16 protein-coding genes are annotated in these 20,921 nt (G+C 39.7%); 7 read left to right on the forward strand and 9 right to left on the reverse strand.

The window, feature by feature from the left end:
* The first annotated feature begins 1 nt into the window (after window position 1).
* From HWV01_RS06870 to HWV01_RS06885, 4 genes are read left to right on the forward strand one after another with little or no spacing between them, the layout of a single operon-like run.
* Entirely contained in the window at window positions 2-1,054 is a 1,053-nt protein-coding gene (locus tag HWV01_RS06870) for an ABC transporter permease subunit (protein WP_249185464.1), read from the forward strand.
* Window positions 1,051-2,106: an ABC transporter permease gene (locus HWV01_RS06875; protein WP_249185465.1), complete on the forward strand. Its 1,056-nt coding sequence runs from the start codon at window positions 1,051-1,053 to the stop codon at window positions 2,104-2,106. The genes HWV01_RS06870 and HWV01_RS06875 overlap by 4 nt, the downstream gene beginning before the upstream one ends.
* Window positions 2,093-3,661 carry an ABC transporter ATP-binding protein gene (locus tag HWV01_RS06880; protein ID WP_211674685.1) on the forward strand — a complete coding sequence of 523 codons (1,569 nt, stop codon included), beginning with the start codon at window positions 2,093-2,095 and terminating at the stop codon, window positions 3,659-3,661. The genes HWV01_RS06875 and HWV01_RS06880 overlap by 14 nt, the downstream gene beginning before the upstream one ends.
* A complete protein-coding gene (locus HWV01_RS06885) occupies window positions 3,636-4,232 on the forward strand; it encodes a nitroreductase (RefSeq protein WP_211674686.1) in 597 nt (198 codons plus the stop codon). Before HWV01_RS06880 ends, HWV01_RS06885 begins: the two co-directional genes overlap by 26 nt.
* A 77-nt stretch (window positions 4,233-4,309) precedes the next feature.
* Here HWV01_RS06885 and HWV01_RS06890 read toward each other — a convergent pair whose 3' ends face one another.
* Both HWV01_RS06890 and HWV01_RS06895 read right to left on the reverse strand, forming a co-directional pair.
* Window positions 4,310-6,625, reverse strand: a complete 2,316-nt coding sequence (locus HWV01_RS06890) for a TonB-dependent siderophore receptor (RefSeq protein WP_211674687.1) — start codon at window positions 6,623-6,625, stop codon at window positions 4,310-4,312.
* A gap of 411 nt (window positions 6,626-7,036) precedes the next feature.
* The gene (locus HWV01_RS06895) at window positions 7,037-7,618 is read right to left on the reverse strand and encodes a Tfp pilus assembly protein FimT/FimU (protein WP_067050301.1); all 582 of its coding nucleotides are present in this window, start codon (window positions 7,616-7,618) and stop codon (window positions 7,037-7,039) included.
* A gap of 310 nt (window positions 7,619-7,928) precedes the next feature.
* Here HWV01_RS06895 and HWV01_RS06900 point away from each other — a divergent pair, with 310 nt between their 5' ends.
* Entirely contained in the window at window positions 7,929-9,398 is a 1,470-nt protein-coding gene (locus tag HWV01_RS06900) for a peptide MFS transporter (protein ID WP_211674688.1), read from the forward strand.
* A gap of 311 nt (window positions 9,399-9,709) precedes the next feature.
* On the opposite strand, the gene HWV01_RS06905 is transcribed toward HWV01_RS06900, so the two are convergent.
* Window positions 9,710-10,441, reverse strand: coding sequence for a hypothetical protein (locus HWV01_RS06905; protein ID WP_211674689.1), 732 nt, complete (start codon window positions 10,439-10,441; stop codon window positions 9,710-9,712).
* 627 nt (window positions 10,442-11,068) lie between these two features.
* On the opposite strand from HWV01_RS06905, the gene HWV01_RS06910 reads away from it, so the two are divergent.
* Window positions 11,069-11,542 (forward strand): Hsp20 family protein, encoded by a 474-nt coding sequence (locus HWV01_RS06910; RefSeq protein WP_211674690.1) that lies wholly within the window; start codon window positions 11,069-11,071, stop codon window positions 11,540-11,542.
* Between the two features lie 306 nt (window positions 11,543-11,848).
* Here HWV01_RS06910 and HWV01_RS06915 read toward each other — a convergent pair whose 3' ends face one another.
* From HWV01_RS06915 to HWV01_RS06935, 5 genes are all read right to left on the reverse strand, one after another.
* Window positions 11,849-12,793: an ABC transporter permease gene (locus tag HWV01_RS06915; protein WP_211674691.1), complete on the reverse strand. Its 945-nt coding sequence runs from the start codon at window positions 12,791-12,793 to the stop codon at window positions 11,849-11,851.
* 5 nt (window positions 12,794-12,798) lie between these two features.
* On the reverse strand, window positions 12,799-13,773 hold the full coding sequence (locus tag HWV01_RS06920; protein ID WP_211674692.1) for an ABC transporter permease: 975 nt from the start codon (window positions 13,771-13,773) through the stop codon (window positions 12,799-12,801).
* A gap of 117 nt (window positions 13,774-13,890) precedes the next feature.
* A complete protein-coding gene (locus tag HWV01_RS06925; RefSeq protein ID WP_211674693.1) occupies window positions 13,891-15,441 on the reverse strand; it encodes an ABC transporter substrate-binding protein in 1,551 nt (516 codons plus the stop codon).
* Between the two features lie 95 nt (window positions 15,442-15,536).
* Window positions 15,537-17,249: an ABC transporter ATP-binding protein gene (locus HWV01_RS06930; protein WP_211674694.1), complete on the reverse strand. Its 1,713-nt coding sequence runs from the start codon at window positions 17,247-17,249 to the stop codon at window positions 15,537-15,539.
* A 266-nt stretch (window positions 17,250-17,515) separates the two neighbouring features.
* On the reverse strand, window positions 17,516-18,394 hold the full coding sequence (locus tag HWV01_RS06935; protein WP_211674695.1) for a LysR family transcriptional regulator: 879 nt from the start codon (window positions 18,392-18,394) through the stop codon (window positions 17,516-17,518).
* A gap of 148 nt (window positions 18,395-18,542) precedes the next feature.
* On the opposite strand from HWV01_RS06935, the gene HWV01_RS06940 reads away from it, so the two are divergent.
* Window positions 18,543-19,943: an MATE family efflux transporter gene (locus HWV01_RS06940; RefSeq protein WP_211674696.1), complete on the forward strand. Its 1,401-nt coding sequence runs from the start codon at window positions 18,543-18,545 to the stop codon at window positions 19,941-19,943.
* Here HWV01_RS06940 and HWV01_RS06945 read toward each other — a convergent pair.
* Window positions 19,940-20,914 (reverse strand): ribonuclease Z, encoded by a 975-nt coding sequence (locus HWV01_RS06945; RefSeq protein WP_211674697.1) that lies wholly within the window; start codon window positions 20,912-20,914, stop codon window positions 19,940-19,942. The genes HWV01_RS06940 and HWV01_RS06945 overlap by 4 nt on opposite strands.
* Window positions 20,915-20,921: the final 7 nt, after the last annotated feature.

The following is a 20,921-nucleotide window of genomic DNA, read 5'->3' on the forward strand; positions in this document are numbered from 1 at the left end:
TATGCTTAATTTTTATTTTATTCGTCGTTTGCTGTTAGTATTTCCGACGCTGTTTATTATTATCTCGTTAAATTTTTTCTTGCTTCAGTGGTTGCCTGGTGGGCCTGTAGAGGCTGCCTTCGCCAAGCAGCAAGGTATTGATAGTTCGGCAAACGCGCTTTTCGATGAGACTGACCAAATAACGAATGGTCAGCTTATTGATGACCAGTTGCGAGACAAAATTGCGCGAGAATATGGTTTTGATAAGCCTATATGGCAACGCTATACTGAAACGCTCAGTCGTTATTTATCATTCGAATTAGGAAGCAGTTATTTTAGTAAGCGCCCTGTTACTGAATTAATTTTTTCTAAGCTTCCAGTTTCTTTATCCTTGGGGTTTTGGACTTTGTTCCTAACCTATTTAATCGCAATACCATTAGGGGTGATGAAGGCGAATAAACAAGGTGGTATGTTTGATTCGACATCAAGCTTACTGCTGTTTATCGCTTATGCAGTGCCGACTTTTATTATTGCTATTATGTTATTGATTTTATTTGCTGGTGGTGTTTTTAGCTGGTTTCCGCTGCGGGGACTGGTTTCTGCAAATCATGCTGATTTATCCGTTACAGGGCAGATCCTCGATTACTTTTGGCATTTATGTTTACCTGTTGCAGCCTGTGTTGCCAGTGGATTGGCTTCGTTAACTGTCTTAACACGTAATTCTATTATTGACCAAATGGCTCAACCTTATTTAGATACGGCTATTTGCATGGGGGAAAGTCGGACAAGCGCAATTTTCAATCATGTATTACCTAATAGTATCTTAGTGATCGTAGCTCGCTTACCTTCAGATTTACTGTCTATTTTTATTGGTGGCACCTTGCTCGTTGAAATCGTATTTTCATTAGATGGTGTTGCATTGTTAGGTTTTGAGGCGTTATTGGAACGAGATTACCCAGTGGTATTAGGTATTCTATATTGTTATTCGTTACTGGGTCTTGTTTTGAATTTGGTTGGTGATTTAATATATCGTTGGGTTGATCCTCGCGTTGATTTTTCCGAGGTGAACGGATGATGGATATTAGCCAAGATGATGTAAATTTACCTGATAATTCAAAGAAGAACAGCCGTCGATTGAGTACACTAAAACGAGGTAAATACGCAGCGATTATCTTTTTAATATTGTTCTTTGTTAGTCTGTTTGCAGAATTAATCGCGAATGATAAACCGCTACTTATTAGCTATAAAGGAGAGTTGTTTTTTCCTATTTTAGTCAGTTATCCCGAAACTCAGTTTGGTGGCGATTTTGATTCAGAAGCGGACTATACCGATCCTTTTTTGAGTGAACAGATTGCAAAGCAAGGCTGGGCGTTATGGCCATTTGTGCATTACAGCTACAGTACCATTAATTATGAGCTTAGTTATCCGTCACCTCCAACATCCGAAAACTGGTTAGGATTGGATGATCAGGGACGAGATGTTTTTGCTCGGCTTCTTTATGGTATACGTATTAGCCTTGGATTCTCCTTCTTTATTACTGTCAATATTGCCTTGTTAGCGTTAGTTGCAGGTACGTTACAAGGGTATTTTGGTGGGGTAGTTGATCTGTTTGGTCAGCGTGTTAGCGAAATTTGGGGCTCGGTTCCCGTGATGTTTGTTGTGATGATTGTATCGAGTCTTATTCAGCCTAGTTTCTTCACCTTAAGTATGATTCTGGCCTTGTTTGGTTGGCATTATTTAGCGCAGTTAGTTCGAGCCGAAGTATTAAGAACACGTCAGTTGGAATATATCCAGTCGGCGCTTATTGTTGGTGTTCCTGATTGGCGAGTAATTTGGCGACACATTATGCCAAATGCACTTATTGCTACATTAAGTAGTTTGCCGTTTGTATTTTCTGGGGCTTTAGGTTCGCTAATTACGTTAGATTTTTTGGGGTTCGGATTACCTGTCGGTTACCCTTCTTTGGGGGAGTTGATTTCGCAAGGTAAAAACAACTTGCACGCCCCTTGGTTAGGGTTAACGGGCTGTGGTGCTATTTTACTCATTGTGACATTAGTCGTGCTGATGAGTGAAGCAATACAAGAATGGTTGAGCCCTTATAAGGATAAAGATCATGCTGAAGGTTGAAGGACTAAGTTATTCTATTGGAAAAGCTAAGCTGCTAGATAACATTAGTTTTCAAGTTGATAGGGGACAAACTTTAGCTGTGGTTGGCGAAAGTGGTGCTGGAAAAACCCTATTAGCCAAGTTATTACTTGGTATTGAACCTACAGCGGGAGTGGCGAGTGGATCTGTTAATATCAATGGGCATAATAGCCGCACTTTTTCTGAACTGCAGTGGCAGAAGGTGAGAGGAAAGCAGATTGGAATGGTGTCGCAAGAACCCTTATCAGCACTCAACCCTGTTAAACGTGTCGATTGGCTGCTTAAACGAGCAATTGCATTACATTATAAATCGGGTACGCCATTTAGAGCGGGTAATACTGCGTTATTAAATCAACGTATTGATGGGTTGCTTGAACAAGTCGGTTTATCTTCAGACTTAAAAACACGTTACCCACATCAACTGTCTGGAGGGCAGAGGCAAAGATTGCTTATTGCGCAGGCGATTGTGAATAATCCTACGTTACTTGTTGCAGATGAGCCGTCGACGGCACTTGATCCCGAGGTGCGTCAGCAAATTTTGCTGTTGCTAAAGCAGATCCAAGCTCGAACAGGCATGGCTATCGTTCTCATCTCGCATGATTTACACATGGTAAGACAAGTTGCAGATCAAGTGATGGTATTACAACAGGGTAAGGTTATCGAGCATAACCAAGCCTTACTTTTATTCAACACGCCTAAGCATGAATATACGCAAGCCTTGTTGAGAGCTATGCATTTTGATCCCCCTGTTTCTCCGAGTAAGCGAACCTTGCTTAATGTAAATAACTTAACTGTTGATGTTAAGTCTACAGGCTGGTGGAGTGCACCGCAGAGGTTATTGGATAACATTAATTTTTCGTTGAATGAAGGCGAAAGTATTGGAATTATAGGTCAGAGTGGTTCAGGAAAGTCCACGTTAGCGAAAGCGTTATTAAGACTTGTCCATGCGACAGGCTCTATCCATTTTGATGGTCATGATTGGCTTAATGAAAAGCGTCGAATGTTACGACTCCATCGGCATAAAATACAATTCGTATTTCAAGATACCGCCTCTAGCTTAAATCCTAGGCTAACGATTGCCCAAACACTCACAGAAGGATGTTTGGCTCAATTACAAACAGAAAATATATCATCTCGACTCGATACGATCATGGCTGATGTGGGTTTACCTACAGCGTTTTTAAACCGTTATCCACATCAATTATCAGGCGGACAACGTCAGCGTATTATGATCGCGAGAGCCTTAATTCTGTCACCTAAGTTATTAATTTTAGACGAACCCACTACAGCGTTAGATCAGGAAAATCGATACCGAATGATAACGTTACTTAAGTCGATTCAGGAAAAACGTCAAATCAGCCTAGTATTGATTACCCATGACTTAACCTTACTTCAAGCACTATGCCATCAAGTATTAATATTAGATCTGGGTAGACAGGTACAGTGTCAGTCTGTTGGTCATTGGCTGTCAGCTGAAAATATATATGATAAACAAGAAAAGGAATTTAATAATGAATCCATTGGAATCGTTGCTTGATCGCCGTTCATATAGCTTATCTAAGTTAGGCCATCCTGCGCCATCTGAAGAAGAGCTTCGGAATTTGTTTGACTTAGTGATGACAACACCAGATCACGGTAATGTGAAGCCTTGGCGTTTTATTGTTGCCCGTGGTGATAACATGCAAAAACTAGGTGATCTGACGTTGGAGTTATACAAACGCCAAAGTGATAATGGTGAGCTTAAAGATAAAGCGTACCGTTCTGCAAGAGAAATTGCAGAAGTCCCTATGATGATTATGGTGGTAACGGATCTTGATCCTGAGCATAAAGTATCATTGTGGGACCAACGCTTGTGCGTCGGAGCCGCTGCTCAGAATATCATGAATGGTCTGCATTTAATGGGTTATGGCGGTCTTTGGTATACATTTTTGGCTAATGATAATACTAAACCTATGTTTGGCATGAAACCTGATGATCAGGTCGTGGCTGCTATCGCTGTCGGTACTCCGAAACCTCATTTTGTGAAGAAGATTAAACGGCAGTCGCCAGAACGGTATTGTTTTGAATGGCAGGGGTTAGGCGTGACGCCAACCCCACTTTTTAAGTAACCTTAAAAATCAATCGTGTTAAGCTAAAAAAGGGACTCATTGAATCCCTTTGTCTTAATCATTCATATTCTACAATATTAAAAGTTATATGCTGCACTCAATGAAATTGTTCTTGGTGAACCTAAGTACACTGCGTTTTGCGTCGAATCTGAGCCAGCTGTGTAATAGTCCTTATCAAATAAGTTTTTCACATTTAATTGAAGTTTAAGGTCATTATCTGCAAAGTCTGGTGCATACCAAACAGCTGCATCGATTAGCGTGTAAGCATCTAGGGTATAGTCATAATCTTTACGACGGTTACCTGCACGATCATCAACATAACGAACGCCACTGCCAACACCCCATTCATGGCTTGCTTGATATGTTAACCAAAGACTTGCATTATTTTTAGGCACGTTTACTGGTTTACTTACGCTATCTGGAGCGTCTACGAACTCAACATCAGTATAGCCATATGAGAATAGGGCGATTAGATCATCTGTGATCGCATAATCACCATCAATCTCGAACCCTTGGCTTTTCTGTTTGTATACGTCGTAGCTGCCTTTTATATCACCAGCGTAGGCAACATTCTTAAGGTCGGTACGGAAGACTGAAGTAGTCAAGTTGAGTCTGTGACCTAATAACGATAATTTACTACCGACTTCAAATTGTCTGCCGTTTTGGGCTTTAACCCATTCTTTTGCAACGCTGTCAAATTTTTGATTCGGTAGGTAAGAGTCAGTAAAGTTACCAAACAAGGATACTTGGCGGTTTAATTTATACAAAACACCCGCTTGTACACTGATGTTTTTTTCTTTAGGACTTTCTGATGAAGAATTCTTCAGTGGGACACCAATTGCCTTCGCTTTTGCCATGAAGGTTTTATCCCAAGTTTCCGTATTCTCGGCTTCAAATACGTCATAGCGTGCACCAAGTACGAAACTCCAGTCGTCGTATTTAATTAAGTCCTGAGCAAAGACGCTATATTCAGTTAGCTCCAGATTAACTTCTTTAATGTTATACATATCGCCGGGATGAGCCGCTTGAGAAGGATCATCGGTATAATAATTATATCTTCCACTATGTGCATTAGGTGTTCGGAGTGCATATGTCGCGTAGGGTGCAAGGTCTACTTTACTCCAACTCGCTGAAGCAGACTGTTGTTCTTCTTCTTTATAGTGAGTGTAATCAGCCCCTATGATTGCACGATGTTCGATTTCACCCGTGTTAAATTCAATGTTATTTTCCAAAGAGTATAATTGAGTATTACTGGACTGGTGACTACCGTTAATATAGCGGTTGATATTACCATCAAAAGCATAATTGTTTTTATCTTCTTGGTAAAGTGGAACGGCAAATGGTGCACCACGTGGTTTATAAGGCGTCATGGCTGCATTTGAAGATGCATAAAAATGTACACGTTCAGCTGAGGCTTTTCGCTCATAATTACGTGCTTTAAAGCGTATAGACCAGTAGTCGTTGATGGTATGATCAACGTCGAAACCAAACTTATGGACTTCACGTTCCTGGCGTGAGAAATCAGTGCCCAGACGTTTATTATCAATATCTAGGAACTCCCAACCAGTATTTGTACTGTTACGAACAGCTAGCGTACCACGATCGAAAGGAAGTTCTTCATTGTTGTATTTATAAGAGAACGTGAGTGTCGTATCGTCAGTGACTAACCAACTAAGGCTTGGTGCAATAAATACTTGTTTGCTGTCAGAAGCATCACGCCAGCTTTCAGAATCGTCAAATACACCGACAAGACGATAAAGCAGGGTTCCACTGTCATTGGCTGCACCAGTAAAATCAACACTAAGTCGTTGCTTACCGTGCTCATCCATTGTTGCTTTAACTTGATTTTTCGAGATTGGCATTGGACGTTTACTGATTAAATTAATCAAGCCACCAGGGCTCATATTTCCATATAGAACGGATTCAGGGCCTTTTACTACTTCAACAGATTGGAGGTCTTCAATCACAGCTTTGTCTTGAGCTAGCCCATAAACTCGAGTCCCATCTTCATAAACATTGGCTTCAAAACCACGGATTTTGAATAAATCGCGTGTACCACCAAAGTTATTGTGCTCTGTCACGTTACTTACGTTATGCACGACGTCACTCAAGCTTGAAGCATCTTGTTGCTCGATTACTTCGGCGTTAATCACTTGTACCGAGCGGGGGACAGTAGACAAGTCTGCTTCTGAACGCATGGTTGATTGGGCTATATTACTGGTTAAAGTCTGTTTAATTCCGACTACTCTCGTAACCTGTTCGTCTTCTGTTACGGCTTTATTTACATCTTGTTCTGATGAAAAGACAGACGTTGAGGTTGCGAGAAGAGTCATCATTAGATATTGCGGTTTTAATGACAAGCTAATGGCTTTAGCTAGTTTAGATTTGAGCATACTACATCCTATATTAATGCTGATTTATAATAATTAAAATTATGCTAGTGGGTTATTCAGTGTTAATTACCACGTTAGAAAACACGCCTAGTTGTTTCATCCTTAGACTATATCTCGCTTTAATGTTTAATATTTGTTTCAGGATGTGACGCATGTGCATATGATACTGATAATTGTTATCATTACCATTTAAAGTTCAGTTTATTTTATGATTATTTATAAGATGTGGAGAAGTTATCGAAGAAGAATGATTGCGAACTGATAGGTGAGCTTTCAGTATTAAGACGTGTTTGAGCAATACATTCCTGTTTTAATGTGTTGAGTACAGTATTGGCAATATTTGTATTACAATTGACGAATAACACTAAATACATATAAATGGTAGTGCACCATCACCCGTTATTAATATAATTAATCCCTAAAAATAGCAATGACGCGTCCGGTTTCTGAGTCATAATTAATCAAGATTTTAGCATCCGCAGGATTATTCGTCGTATCTCCGAGCGTTCTCAAAATATAGCTGCACTGGCTTTTTCCACTACCGTTATCAGCACGATGGCGATAGGCGGTAAAATCAGTATCATCATTTTTATTTAGGGATACTGAAGGTGGATCTAATAACAAGATATTCCATAATGAAACACAACCTTGATTACCTTTCCCAATATTTTTAGTATTTTTTATAAAACCTTGGCGATTACCTTTATTAATACCCAATGGAAAACCGTTTGGGTTTACATCGATAGTCCCATCGGCATAGCCTGGTATATTTGTCATATCCGAGCTTAAACCTAAAATTTGGTAGCGAATTTGTACAAAACTAACCGCTTCTTGGTAAGCGGCTGCCACGGCTTTAACACGGCTTATTTCTGCATCTTCACGGAAATTTAAGAATTTTGGGACCGCAATTACAGCTAGTGTCGCCAAAATGATAATCGTGATAGCAAGTTCAATAAGGGTAAAACCCTGTGCTGGTTTTAATCGAGAAGTCATAGTTTGCCTATTTATACCGCAAGTCTTAATTATAACTGATTAGTGGTTTTTTGTTCATTTATTGATCTTCAGTTCTAGGTTTAGTTATTCAATAGTATTGTATGGTATTGATTCGATCTGCGTGAATATATTAAACTGCATAATTATATTATTTCGTTATATACGACCTGTCTATCTGCGCGCTGGCAGTTAAAAGTAATGCTTCTGTGTTTATTTTTGCGATCTTAACCTCTAACTGGATACTCCTTAAGTGTTAATATCTCGTCGAGTTTACCTTTCTTTACTTATCCATAATAAAAGAGATTAAGTTATGTGGAATCGACTGAATAAATCTATGATGTGTTGCCAAATGCTCTTTGGCTTATCTTTTTACGGCGTAATGATTATTTTAACCCGCTTCTTTTTAGAAGATTTGGGGTATAGCGAAGCTGACACCATGATGGTTGTTGGTGCATTTTCAGCTATTGGTCCGTTGTTTGCTATTGCTGGTGGTTTCATTGCTGATAAGTTTTTAGGTGCTTATCGCTCGTTAACGATTGCTTATCTTGCCTTTGCTATAGGTTATGGCTTACTTGTTTTCGGTGCATCGGCAGGTAATGTACAATTGTGTCTGGTTGGTATTGCGCTAGCAAGTTACGGCCGTGGTCTTATGTCGCCTTCATATCCAAGTCTGTACAAGCGTACATTTGCAAGTGAAGAAGACTTTGAAAACGGTTACCCTGTTAACTATTCAGTTAACAATATAGGTGCCTTTTTAGGTCAATATTTATTCCCAATGTTCGTACTTGCAATTGGTTTTAATGGCAGCTTCATGTTATCTGCTGCGATGGCTTTCATTGCTTTTGCTATTCTCGTCGTTTCACGTAAACCGTTATTAACAGTTGGTACTGAAATTGAGCAAGCGCCGGTAAGCCCCAAAAACTGGATTGCATTCACAGCGTTGTCTGTTGCAATGATTGGTTTAGTATTCTTTATGTTTTCAAATATGGATATTGGCCAGAATATTATCTACGCAATTGGTGCATCAGCGATCCTTTACTTCATCTCATTAATGCTGAAATCAGAACGTGCAGATGCATTAAAGATGGGGACTATCCTTATCATGACTGTATTAACAACGGCTTTCTTTGTTTATTACGGCCAAATGATGACTTCAATGACCATGGTAACAATTAATACTATGCGCGGTGACCTGTTCGGGTTTATTCCAATTGCACCTGAAGCGGCAATGGCAATGAATTCACTTTGGTGTATCGTTGGTGGTCCGGTGATCGTATATGTCTTCTTATCACTTGAAAAACGAAATATTAACTTTACGACAGCAACGAAAATCGGTTTCGCATTTATCTTAACGGCAATCGCGTTTGGTATTCTTACTATGGCAGTGTTGAATGTCGGTGAAGATGCTGTGATTCGTCCTGAAATATTTATGTTGATTCATTTTTTCCAAGCATTTGCTGAAGTGATTGTTGGTAGTATGGTTGTGGCATTCATCTTGTCTGTTTCACCGAAACACATTGAGAATTTCTCGGTAAGTTTATATTCAGTCGCTATGGCAATGAGTGGTATCGTTGGTGCGGTATTCTCTACTTCAATTGCGATGGAGAAGGGTCAAGAGATCACGCAAGAAGTGGTGCAAACAGTTTACGGTGACTACTTTAGCCTATTAACAGGTTTAGCAGTTGTGATGGTATTTGTCGCATTCCTAGCCTCATTTGTTATTCGTAAGATGCTTGAGAAGAGTAAAGAAGCTGAAGGTATGACACCCGCTCAAGCGTAATTACACATTGTTTTAAATTATACGAGTAGGCTATGACCTAAAATATAAGTTATAGACCTACGCATTTACTTACGAAAATAAGGCTTCTAAATTGATATTGGAAGCCTTATTTATTTTTTCACCGCTAATTTGGCCAGATCCAGATCTGGCCAGTGCAATAACGCTAAGCCGAATTTGCTCCAAAGTAGCTTAGAGCAGTTATCCATCCAGAATTACGGTTTTATCCCAAGATCTAAAAAGCCTCCAATTAGGAGGCTAATTTCAATAAACGACTACAGCTTAATTGCTTGTAGTTAGTTACTGAATGGCATTTATAAAGGTCGAAGTATCGTAAAGTTAATGTGTGTAGAATCAGCCTTTTCAACAATAAATTGCGCACCTTTATATGTATAAGTCCCACCAGGCTTATAATCAAGAATGACCTCTTGAGTAAATGCTGGTGTCGCGATCCCTTTTTCAGAAAATTCTTTATAGGCGAAACGGATTTGATCAGCAGCGACTCCAACATACGTCAATGTTGCGCCCGGACCTGAAATTTCTTGGCCATTTATTATCGGTGATGTCAATTTAGCCTGGTATACGTTACTTTTATTAGGAGTCCAATGCCAATAAAGCTCTGTGGCCTCTGAAGTTTCGTTTGGTACAAACAAGCCTCCGTACCCTGCTGGAGTTCCCTCTAAGCCAGCGAAAGGCACTGGTGCTGAATAATAGCTGCCTTCAAGGGTTTTACTGCGCAGAAGATAATCTCCTGCTGGAATAGAGAATTTAAACGTACTCATTTTATGCTCTACGCTTGTTGTCGTACTCTTTTTAACACGGAACATTTCATACTGGAGATCCGAAGCATCTTTTAAGTATTCTCCTTCAGTAAGTATTACATCACCAACATTAGCAGTAGAGTGACTGATAAAGAAAAACTTTCCGGAAATTGCTTTAGGAGCTACTGGTTCACCCAATCGCACAGTACGTAGTTGTGTACTGCATGCGGAGAGTAACAGTGCCGAAGCTATTAAAGCAAGACGAGGAATAACAGTCTTAATCATTTTTGTACCTACCTGTAAATTTTTTGAATATCTAAGTGAAAAAAAAACGGTAATATAGCACTTTCCTTATCAAAAAGTACAACATTTGATATCTTTGAAACTAATCATATCGAAATATAATCGAGAGCAACCTTACTATCTTCATAATCTCCCAACAACTCAGCTAAGCTAAGCGGAGAAGAGCCCCTGAAGTAATTCGTTGATTGCTAAAATTCGATTTTCCGAAACCTATTTCTGTCCAGTTTTGGCTTAGTGCAATTGAGCTAAGCCAAATTTGCCCCAAAGTGAGTTAGTGCATCTACTCATTTAGTGTCATTCTCTACTTCCGTTCCACTGCGCATAACGCTCGTTTAAGATTAAGCACAGAAAAATAGTTCGCTACGTGAAAAACTCCCTTCAATCATTATTTCAGGCACGTAGTTGCCGACCATCAAACATCCCAATGAGATATTCCATATGATTATTTACTTATAAAAAAATTCTATAAATAAATATTTGAAAAAAGATCGCTTTATTATATAAAATAATTCCTAAGAAGAGCGTTTCATTGAAAGGAAGAATGTTTCACTGAAAGTCTCTCTTTCAACACCCTGGTTTATTTTATATTACTTCTTTGGAGGATATATTATGAATACTATCGATTTAACTCCTATTTATCGCAGCACTATTGGCTTTGACAGATTTGTTCCTTTATTTAGTAGTCTATTAGGTGACGATAACAAAGTACCAAATTATCCACCTTATAACATTGAAATTCATGGCGAAGATAAATATTCAATTACTATAGCTGTCGCAGGATTTTCTGAGCATGAACTAGATATTAATGTAGCAAAAGGTGTCCTTACTGTTTCTGGAGATAAAGGATACACAGACGATAATGATAAAGATAAACACAAATTCCTTTATCAAGGCATTGCTAATCGGATGTTTAAACGTAAGTTTAACCTTACCGAAAATATAGAAGTAACCGGTGCGAGTCTTAATCATGGGTTATTAACGATAAATCTGGTTAAAGAGATACCAGAAGCGATTAAGCCTAAGAAAATAGCCATAAATCAGGAGGTAGAACTTATTAATGATAAAACTAAAAAGGTCGTTTGATTTAGTATAAGGGCAGCTAAGCAGCCCTGTTTATCTAAGATGTTTCGTAAAGCATATGTTCGCTACGTGAAATCTAGCGAACATATACCCATCAAAAACATGTATTGGCTAGTAGCGTGACGCTACTAGCCAAATTTTTTCTTTAGGAAGTTATCTAACGCGAATCTGCCCTGACAGGAAGATAAGAGTAACAGATCATAATACTGTGGAAGGTTGTTTTCATTATATAAAAAAAGCACTGAACGTATTCACGAACAGTGCTTTTTTATTACTATTACTTACATATAAACAATGACGCTTATTTACTTAACCTTTATAAATTTTCGGGTTAAATGCATCACGTAACCAGTCACCAAGTAGGTTGATTACAAGTACAAGTGTTACTAGTAATACACCTGGGAAGGCTGTTATCCACCAAGCGCCAGAGAAGATATACTTAAAGCCTGTACTGATTAACGCACCTAATGAAGGTTGGTCAACCGGTAAACCTAAGCCTAAGAAAGACAATGCTGCTTCTGACATAATGGCATTGGCAATCTGCACTGTTGAAATCACTAGGATAGGGGACAAGCAGTTTGGCAGTATGTGTCTAAACATAATGCGCATTGATTTTAAGCCCATCACTTGCGCTGCTTCAACGTATTCTTTTTGCTTCTCGGCCAATACCGATGCTCGAATAGTACGTGCATACTGAGGCCATTCAGCCACACCAATGATCACCACGAGCATGACGACGGCATATTGGCTAAAGAACTCAGCACCAAAGCTGGCTTTAAAGATAGCCGAGACAATGATCGCCACCATCATCGTTGAGAATGACAGTTGTACGTCAGCAAAGCGCATCAGGAAGCTATCAACACGGCCACCGAAGTAACCTGCAGACAGACCAATCACAATACCTAAGACTAACTGGACCGCAACGGCTAAGAAACCAATGGTTAGTGATAAACGTGAACCATAAAGCATGGTTGATAAAATATCACGACCTTGGTCATCGGTACCTAACAGGAAGCGTTCGTCACCGTCTTCTAACCAAGAAGGTGGTAGCTCAGAATCCATGATATCGATACTGGTAATATCATACGGGTTTGTTGGTGAAATTAATGGCGCAGCTAACGCTGTGATCAAGAACGTCAAGAAGATCGCAAAACTGAGCATTGCCACCTTATCTCTTAAAAAATAATAGATAAGGTCTGAGTTTTTAAAGCGTTCCCAGCGAGTAGGAACATGAGATGAAGTTATTGTGTTCATACCTATTATCCTTTACCTGTAATGTTTACGGTAGGGTTTATTACCCCATATAACAGGTCAACTAGGGTATTTGTTACCACAAAGATTAAACCAACGAAGATGACATAAGCAGTAATTAAAGGTGTATCTACACGGTTAATCGCTTCTAAGAATAGGAAACCTGTCCCTGGCCACTGAAATACTGTTTCGGTCAAAATTGTGTAAGCAATCATAGTACCGATTTGTACACCACCAACTGTGATAACTGGCAGCATGGTATTTTTAAGGGCATGTACGTAATAAATTTTGTTTAATGCTAAGCCTTTTGCTTTTGCAAACTTGATGTATTCCGAGCTTAATGCTTCGAGCATTTCTGAACGAACCAAGCGGATGAAAAGTGGCAGCATAATAGAAGCAAGTGATATACTTGGTAAGACTAAATGCAATAAACCATCTTTAGTCAGGAAACCTGTTTCCCAGCCCATGATATTGACCGTTTCACCTCGTCCATAAGAGGGGAACCAACCTAGTTCGATGGAAAAAATATACATCAGTATGATCGCAGTAAGGAATACCGGTACAGAGATGCCAATGCTACTTACAGCCATAATTATTTTAGTGAGTGTACTCTTGGGATGAATAGCTGAGTAAACTCCTAAAGGAATTGACACAAAAACGATTATTAATGCTGCGCCAAACACCAATTCAAGTGTCGCTTGAAGTTTATCTAAGATAACTTCTGCTGCAGGTCTTTTAAAGAAATATGAAGTCCCGAGGTCGCCTTGCACTGCATTAACAAGAAAACGGCTATATTTAGTCATGTAAGGATCATTAAGGCCTAGGTCATCACGAAGTGCTTGTCGCTCTGCTTCAGATACAGATTGACCAACTAATTCACGTAATGGATCGCCTAGATTATCTTGAATAGAAAATGCTACCAAACTGATCACGAACATTACTATCAAGGCTTGAAACAGGCGTTTGATCAGAAATGTGAACATTCCTTGTCTCCCAAAGTATTATTAAATCTATAGCGTTTATTGCTATATTTTTTGTAAAAATAATCGGTGTTTTTATCAGAGTTTTGATAAAAACACCGCATAGTGAAGTGTACTTAGTTATTTAACGACTAGGTCACCGAAGTACGGGAAGTTTAGTGCGTTTACAATCGGATCAATTTGTAGAGTCGATTTTGCGCCCCAAGCTAGATCTTGCCAATGTAGTGGCACGAAAGCAGCTTCGTCATATAAGATTTTTTCAACACGTTGCAGCATCACGCCACGTTTTGCTGTGTCAGTTTCAGCGTTTGCACTGTTTACTAACTTATCAACTTCAGCGTTTGAGTAGTAGCCACAGTTATAAGCACCACGACCAGTCTCTTTATCACGCGTCATTGTTAAAAATTCAGAGAAGTTCGCTGAATCTTCAGTATCTGAATGCCAGCCAACCATCATCATGTCAGCTGAACAAAGATCAAATTCAGGCCAGTATTGTGCTTTTGGCATTGTTTTTAGATCAACTTTAATACCAATTTTAGATAGCATTGACGCTGTTGCTTGTGCGATCTTAGCATCGTTAACATAGCGGTTATTTGGTGCCATCATTGAAAGTTTAAAGCCATTTTCATAACCCGCATCTTTCATTAACTGTTTGGCTTTTTTCAAGTCATAACGTGGCACTAGGTCAGCGTCATAGCCTGAATAACCTGCAGGGCCCTGTTGGCCTGCTGTTGTGCCGAAGCCTTTCATGATCTTCTTCACAATCGCTTCGTTATTGATTGCATGTACGATAGCTTGACGTACGCGCACATCTTTAAGCGCAGGGTTGCTGTTTTGGTTCATTTGGAACGTAATGATTCGAGTTCCAGATACGGTTACTAGATCGATATCTTTCGCGTTTTTCACACGGCGTTGATCATTTGGTGCCACCGGGTGGATCATGTCAACGTCGCCAGAAAGAAGTGCAGCAACACGTGTCGCATCTTCTTTAATTGGTACAAGCGTTAACTTGTCTACGTTACCGGGGGATTTCTTATCCCAGTAACCGTCAAAACGTTCGAATACAACTTTTACACCTTGCTCACGAGAAGTGACAGTGAAAGGGCCTGTACCAGATACGTGTGTTGACGCATAAGAGCTACCGTGTTTAACGATTTCAGATTTGTCTTTACCGTTTTCTTTACCAGAATAGAACTTCTTATCCATTGGGAAGATATAAGTTGCTGTCTGTAGTACAAGTGGATACGGTTCTGAAGAGACGATTTCTACCGTGTAGTCATCAATCTTCGTCATTTTTTCGTATGGAGAGAAAACGTTTTTGAAATCAACTGATAATTTTAGACGGTCGAATGTCCATACAACGTCATCAGCAGTTAGTTGGTTACCAGAGTGGAATTTTACGCCTTTACGTAGGTGAAAACGGAAAGTTGTATCATTTACACGTTCCCATTTTTCAGCGATACGGCCTTCAAAATCGAAATCTTTGGTAAAACGAACCAAGGGATCAAACAACATGTGCGACATCTGTAGTGTACCACCAGATAGTTGCTCATGCGGGTCAAGCGATACTGGATCTGCATCATAAGCAACAGTGATATCTGCTGCAGCAGCGCTAAAGCTTAGGCCTGCGGCCATTAAGGCAATGGCGAGTTTGGTCTTTAAGGTTTTCATTTGCATAACTCCTTCATGCAGGGACGTTACTCCCGATGTGTTGTGTTTGTTTTTTTTATTATGTAACGGTTGTTTTTTCGTTTAATTCATAGGATTTAGCTTGCCAGTTTGTCACGTAAACCTTTAAATTCAGGCATTAACGAAACAAGGTGCTGACTGTATTCATGTTGTGGATTGGTAAATAGCGCTTCCGTCGGTGCTACTTCAAGCAGTGCCCCTTTTTGCATTACGCCAACACGGTCACTTACTTGACGAATAACCGGTAAATCATGACTAATGAACAACATAGTTAGATTAAGTTCGTCTTGTAAATCTTTAAGTAGGTTAAGAATTTGAGCCTGTACTGATACATCAAGTGCTGATGTAGGTTCATCACAAATTAATAAACGTGGACGTGTAGCGAGTGCACGGGCAATTGAAATACGTTGACGTTGACCACCAGAGAACTCGTGTGGGTATTTAACCCCTGCCATTCTGCCTAGCCCTACGTGATCCAGTAGATCATGTACGATTTGACGGATTTCAGCTTCAGATGATGCTAATTTGTGGAAACGAATTGGTTCTGAAATGATATCAAAAACCTTCATTCTCGGATTCATCGACGTATATGGATTTTGGAACACCATCTGCATTTGACGACGAATAGGGCGACGTTCTTTTTCAGATTTCAAGGCGGTTAAATCAATGCCTTCAAATGTGATGTTACCTTCATTAGGTGCATAAAGACCCGCAATTACACGTGCAATCGTTGATTTACCCGAACCTGACTCACCCACAAGACCAAAGGTTTCACCTTCGTTAATATGGAAGCTTACTTTGTTCGATGCTTGTACGTATTCCCGTTTACTTTCAAAAAATGAATCTTTAGTCACAAAGCGAAGACTTACATCATTCACTGTCAGCAGTGGACCCGTGTATTCACGTTGATCTTCACTTTGACCTAACCAATGATTTTTAATATCGATTTGCTTCATTTCTTCGGCTTCTTCGATATAGCTTACCAGCGGAAAACGATCTAACTTGATATCAGAGCGAGGTACCGCAGAAATAAGGCTACGAGTATACTCATGCGAAGGATCGCTAAGTACTTGCTTGGTTGGACCGAATTCAACAAGATCACCACGGTACATCACGGCAATTTTATCTGTTACATTTGATACCACACCCATGTCATGCGTAACGAGCATACAGCCTACGTTTTTCTTGATACACAATTCACGGATCAACGTTAGAATTTGGTCTTGAATTGAAACATCAAGTGCGGTTGTTGGTTCATCCGCAATAATTAAATCGGGTTCACAAGACAATGCGATAGCGATAACCACACGTTGTCTCATACCGCCTGAAAATTGATGCGGGTATTGTTTAATGCGTAATTCAGGTTCAGGAATACCTACCTGTTCCATTAAGGTCAGTGCCCGAGAGAAAGCTTCTTCTTTGCTTACATCAAGATTGGCTAGAATAGTTTCTGTAATTTGGCGTTCGATAGTAAAAAGTGGATTTAGTGATGTCATTGGATCTTGGAAGATGAAACCAATTTTTGAGCCACGTACTTTACGCATCTCTTCAGGTGTTAAACCTGATATTTTTTCACCTTCAAGATATACTTCACCGCTAGCAATAACACCCGGTGGGCTTAGTAAATCAATAACGGCATTACCCACTGTTGACTTACCTGCGCCAGATTCACCTACTACACCAACGATTTCACCGCGTTCGATAGATAAAGACAATGATTTCACTGCTGCGTGCACACCATGTCGAGATGGATATTCGATGCGAAGATTTTTTACTTCTAATAAAGACATTACCAGACCCTTATAACTCGATGATTCCCATCCAGTCTGAAAAATTGATTCCATTCACTATCAGTAAATGTCACTGATATGTTACGTGCTTATTAATCTGACAAATAAACTGCGATAAATCAATAAAAATGATATAAAAATCTAGATTATGTTATTTTTTTGCACTAAAACGCAGGTATTCTATAGTTTTTTTAGATTTTTAAAAAAAATTTAATTGAATAATTATAGACTTTTTACGTAAAAATAACCAAAAAGTAATACTTTAACTATTTTGTAACACCTTTGTCTAGCGCTTGATATATCCAGTTTATAACGGGACCACATGCTTGATCTCGACGTTTTACAATGCCCATTTCAATGAGCAATGGATCGGTAATATGCTTAGTAGATAATTCAATTAATGCGCCTTTATACCAGTGTATATTGGCGACATGTTCAGGTACTAATGCCCAACCTATGCCACGAATAACTAATTCCGTTATGTAGTAATAACTGTCGATATGCCAATGATTCGGTGAGGTGGCTTTGGCTTGCGTAATCCCCATGCGGTCACGGATGACTAACTCCCTAAATTGATTCAACTGTTCTATTTTTGGCTCAGGGATTTTAGCTAAAGGGTGTTCGGGAGCCACAATCAAAGTTTGGGTAAATTTACCGATAGACATGAACTCGAGTGAGTCTAATAGTGCCTTTAAGTGGAATAAGATACCAAGGTCGGCTTTTTTCTCATCGACCCATTTAGGAATGTCAGCTTGAGAACCACTGATTATGTTGATTTTTAATAGGGGGAATTGCTTGGCGATATCTTCAAATAAATGCTGAAAAATCATAATCGGAGCCGCTTCATCCATGGCTATCGTTAAACAAATTTCTTCACCACCCGAAACGGTTAATGCACGAGACTGTAGGCGTTGGCATTGTTGTAGAACCGCTTCTGCTTCTGCATACATATCTTCACCTGCCAGTGTCAGTATCGGTAATCGAGCACTGCGATCAAATAAGGTTATATCAAGATCGGTTTCTAAATTGGCTATCGCAGTACTGATTCTCGATTGTGCTTTACCTAAATGGCGAGCGGCGGCTGAAAATGAACCGAGTTTTACAGCGGTTACAAATGCTTCTAATTGATCAACTGTCCAATTCATCTTGTTTTCTCACTTTATTTGAGTGACTGGGGGGCTGGCATAAATGGATCTAACTATCCGAAAATCGGATGGATGCTAACTTTCATCAATATCAAAAACAAGCATAATGCATAAAAATAAACGTATTCAATATTAAATAGAGGTTTTTGTGAGTGCATCGCCGTTACAACCAAGATCATTAGATCAAAACAAGACTGAGCTAGCATCGGATGCAGAGATTAAACGTTCTTTTTGGCGTTATGCGATCCCATCTATTGCCGCGATGTTGGTGAGTGGACTTTATCAAATTATCGATGGTATTTTTGTCGGCCACTATGTGGGTGTAGAAGGACTTGCTGCGATTAATATGGCGTGGCCGATCACCTTTGTGGTGTCTGGACTAGGCATCATGATTGGTATGGGCGGTGGCACTTTAATTTCGATGAATCGTGGTGAACAAGATCAAACGTCAGCTCAGAAAGCGTTTAATGCCAGCTTTTTCTTGATGGTTGTATTAGCGATTATTTCCGCGGCTGGTTTGTTCTTATGGGGTGCTGATTTACTGCGAGCGCAAGGTGGTGAAGGCGTTATTTTTACCCTAGGTTTTGGTTATGTGAATATCTTTGCCTACGGGACTATTGCCACTATTATGGCTGCGGCTATCCCTATGTTAGTGCGTAACGATGAAAGTCCAAATGTAGCGACTGCATTAATGATCTTTGGCGCGCTGTTAAACATAGTGCTCGATTATGTGTTTATTGGCTTGTGGCAATGGCAACTTGAAGGTGCTGCACTAGCGACCATCATTGCTCAGTTCTTAGTGACTATCATTGGCATTGTTTACTTTGTTTCCAAGCACTCAAGTTTAAAATTAGATAGTAGCTTGATTAAAGTTAACCCACGAATGATGAGTACGATTATTAGCTTAGGTGCTTCATCATTAGTGATGTATTTGTATACCAGTTTTGTGTTTGCACTGCATAACCGTTTATTCATGCAATATGGTACGCCTGTGACTGTGGGAGCGTTTGCTATTGTCGGTTACATCATGACACTTTATTACTTGGTGGCAGAGGGTATTGCGGAAGGCATGCAACCACCAGTGAGTTATTATTTTGGTGCTCAGCAGTTTGAAAATATCAAGAAAATGCTACTAATGTCGATAAAAGTAACGGTTATTGCAGGTATTGGCTTTATCGTGATTTTAAATGTTATGCCGAACTTAATGATAAGTTTATTCACCAGTGAGAGTGCAGAACTGATTGCAGAAGCAAAAAATGGTATTCATTTACATTTATTCGCGATGTTTTTAGATGGCATTATTGTGTTGGCATCGGTGTATTTTATGGCGATCGGTAAGGGCGGTAAAGCTTTGGCGATATCGGTAGGTAATATGCTAATTCAATTACCATTTCTGTATTTCTTGCCACAATGGTTAGGGGTTGATGGGATCTGGTTAGCCTTGCCTTTATCTAATATTGTGCTGTTTGTTATTGTCGCGCCGTTGGTATGGCACGACATAAAACAAAGAGAGCAAGAGCCTGAAGTTACTCTTTGCCAGCAATCTTAGCTAGTGCTTTTTGTTAGGACGCCTTGGTTGTTTAGGGTATAACGATCAAGGTCTTTGGCTAAGAATAGCTTTTTGTTATAAACAGTACGTGCTTCGTTTTCTATATCGAAGATAGAAGGGCTGCTGTTTATTGCGTCTTGATAGCGCGGACTAAAGTGGGTTAACACTAAATTGTCCAGTTCCATATCACTGGCAAACTGCGCGACGAGTTTTGCGTAACTGTGCTGTGGTCCTTTACCTACTTTGATGGCAATGTCTTGAGTATATGTTGCTTCGTGCACTAATACGTTTGCGGTCTTGGCTGCTTGAGTGAGCAGTGATGGGTCATCATTATCACCTGAGATGATAATTTTTCGAGGCTCTTGAATCGGTAATAAATAGTCTTGTGCGCATATAATGCGACCATCATCGAGTTGCACATCTAACCCTTGTTGCAAATCGCCCCAAAGCTTGCCGCGCGTGACTTTGTCTTGTTCTAACTTCTTAACATCGAGCTTATTACTTAGTCTATTTTCACTGAAGCTATAGGCACAAGAAGGCAAGCGGTGAGAGAGTTCAGTCGTCTCAACATCAAATTCAATGGCTAGGTCGTCGAGTGTATTATTTGGCTCATCAATACACTTATACTTTAATTCATAGTTTAAATTGAGGTGCACAGCAGTTTGCATCAACTCGATGAAGGTTTTAATTTCTGATGGCCCTACAATCCAAAGTGGGTCAGTCCTGCCTTGCATTGCTGCACTGGCTAATAGTCCAGGTAGACCATAGCAATGATCACCATGGATGTGAGTTATAAAGATTGCCTGTAATTGCGTTAAAGACAATTTGGTATGCAGTAATTGATGTTGAGTTCCTTCGCCACAATCAACTAAGCACCATTGTTTTGAATTAACCCGATGAATAGCCAAGCCCGATACATTACGGGTTTTGGTTGGTGTACCTGCCGATGTACCTAAAAATACGATTTCCATGATGTAC

Source organism: Moritella sp. 5, from assembly GCF_018219455.1.
GTDB lineage: Bacteria > Pseudomonadota > Gammaproteobacteria > Enterobacterales > Moritellaceae > Moritella.

Excerpts from the sequence above, each read along its gene's own strand:
- HWV01_RS06870 (WP_249185464.1), top strand. The coding sequence starts at position 2 with ATGCTTAATTTTTATTTTATTCGTCGTTTGCTGTTAGTATTTCCGACG.
- HWV01_RS06875 (WP_249185465.1), top strand. The coding sequence starts at position 1,051 with ATGATGGATATTAGCCAAGATGATGTAAATTTACCTGATAATTCAAAG.
- HWV01_RS06880 (WP_211674685.1), top strand. The coding sequence starts at position 2,093 with ATGCTGAAGGTTGAAGGACTAAGTTATTCTATTGGAAAAGCTAAGCTG.
- HWV01_RS06885 (WP_211674686.1), top strand. The coding sequence starts at position 3,636 with ATGAATCCATTGGAATCGTTGCTTGATCGCCGTTCATATAGCTTATCT.
- HWV01_RS06890 (WP_211674687.1), bottom strand. The coding sequence starts at position 6,625 with ATGCTCAAATCTAAACTAGCTAAAGCCATTAGCTTGTCATTAAAACCG.
- HWV01_RS06895 (WP_067050301.1), bottom strand. The coding sequence starts at position 7,618 with ATGACTTCTCGATTAAAACCAGCACAGGGTTTTACCCTTATTGAACTT.
- HWV01_RS06900 (WP_211674688.1), top strand. The coding sequence starts at position 7,929 with ATGTGGAATCGACTGAATAAATCTATGATGTGTTGCCAAATGCTCTTT.
- HWV01_RS06905 (WP_211674689.1), bottom strand. The coding sequence starts at position 10,441 with ATGATTAAGACTGTTATTCCTCGTCTTGCTTTAATAGCTTCGGCACTG.
- HWV01_RS06910 (WP_211674690.1), top strand. The coding sequence starts at position 11,069 with ATGAATACTATCGATTTAACTCCTATTTATCGCAGCACTATTGGCTTT.
- HWV01_RS06915 (WP_211674691.1), bottom strand. The coding sequence starts at position 12,793 with ATGAACACAATAACTTCATCTCATGTTCCTACTCGCTGGGAACGCTTT.
- HWV01_RS06920 (WP_211674692.1), bottom strand. The coding sequence starts at position 13,773 with ATGTTCACATTTCTGATCAAACGCCTGTTTCAAGCCTTGATAGTAATG.
- HWV01_RS06925 (WP_211674693.1), bottom strand. The coding sequence starts at position 15,441 with ATGAAAACCTTAAAGACCAAACTCGCCATTGCCTTAATGGCCGCAGGC.
- HWV01_RS06930 (WP_211674694.1), bottom strand. The coding sequence starts at position 17,249 with ATGTCTTTATTAGAAGTAAAAAATCTTCGCATCGAATATCCATCTCGA.
- HWV01_RS06935 (WP_211674695.1), bottom strand. The coding sequence starts at position 18,394 with ATGAATTGGACAGTTGATCAATTAGAAGCATTTGTAACCGCTGTAAAA.
- HWV01_RS06945 (WP_211674697.1), bottom strand. The coding sequence starts at position 20,914 with ATGGAAATCGTATTTTTAGGTACATCGGCAGGTACACCAACCAAAACC.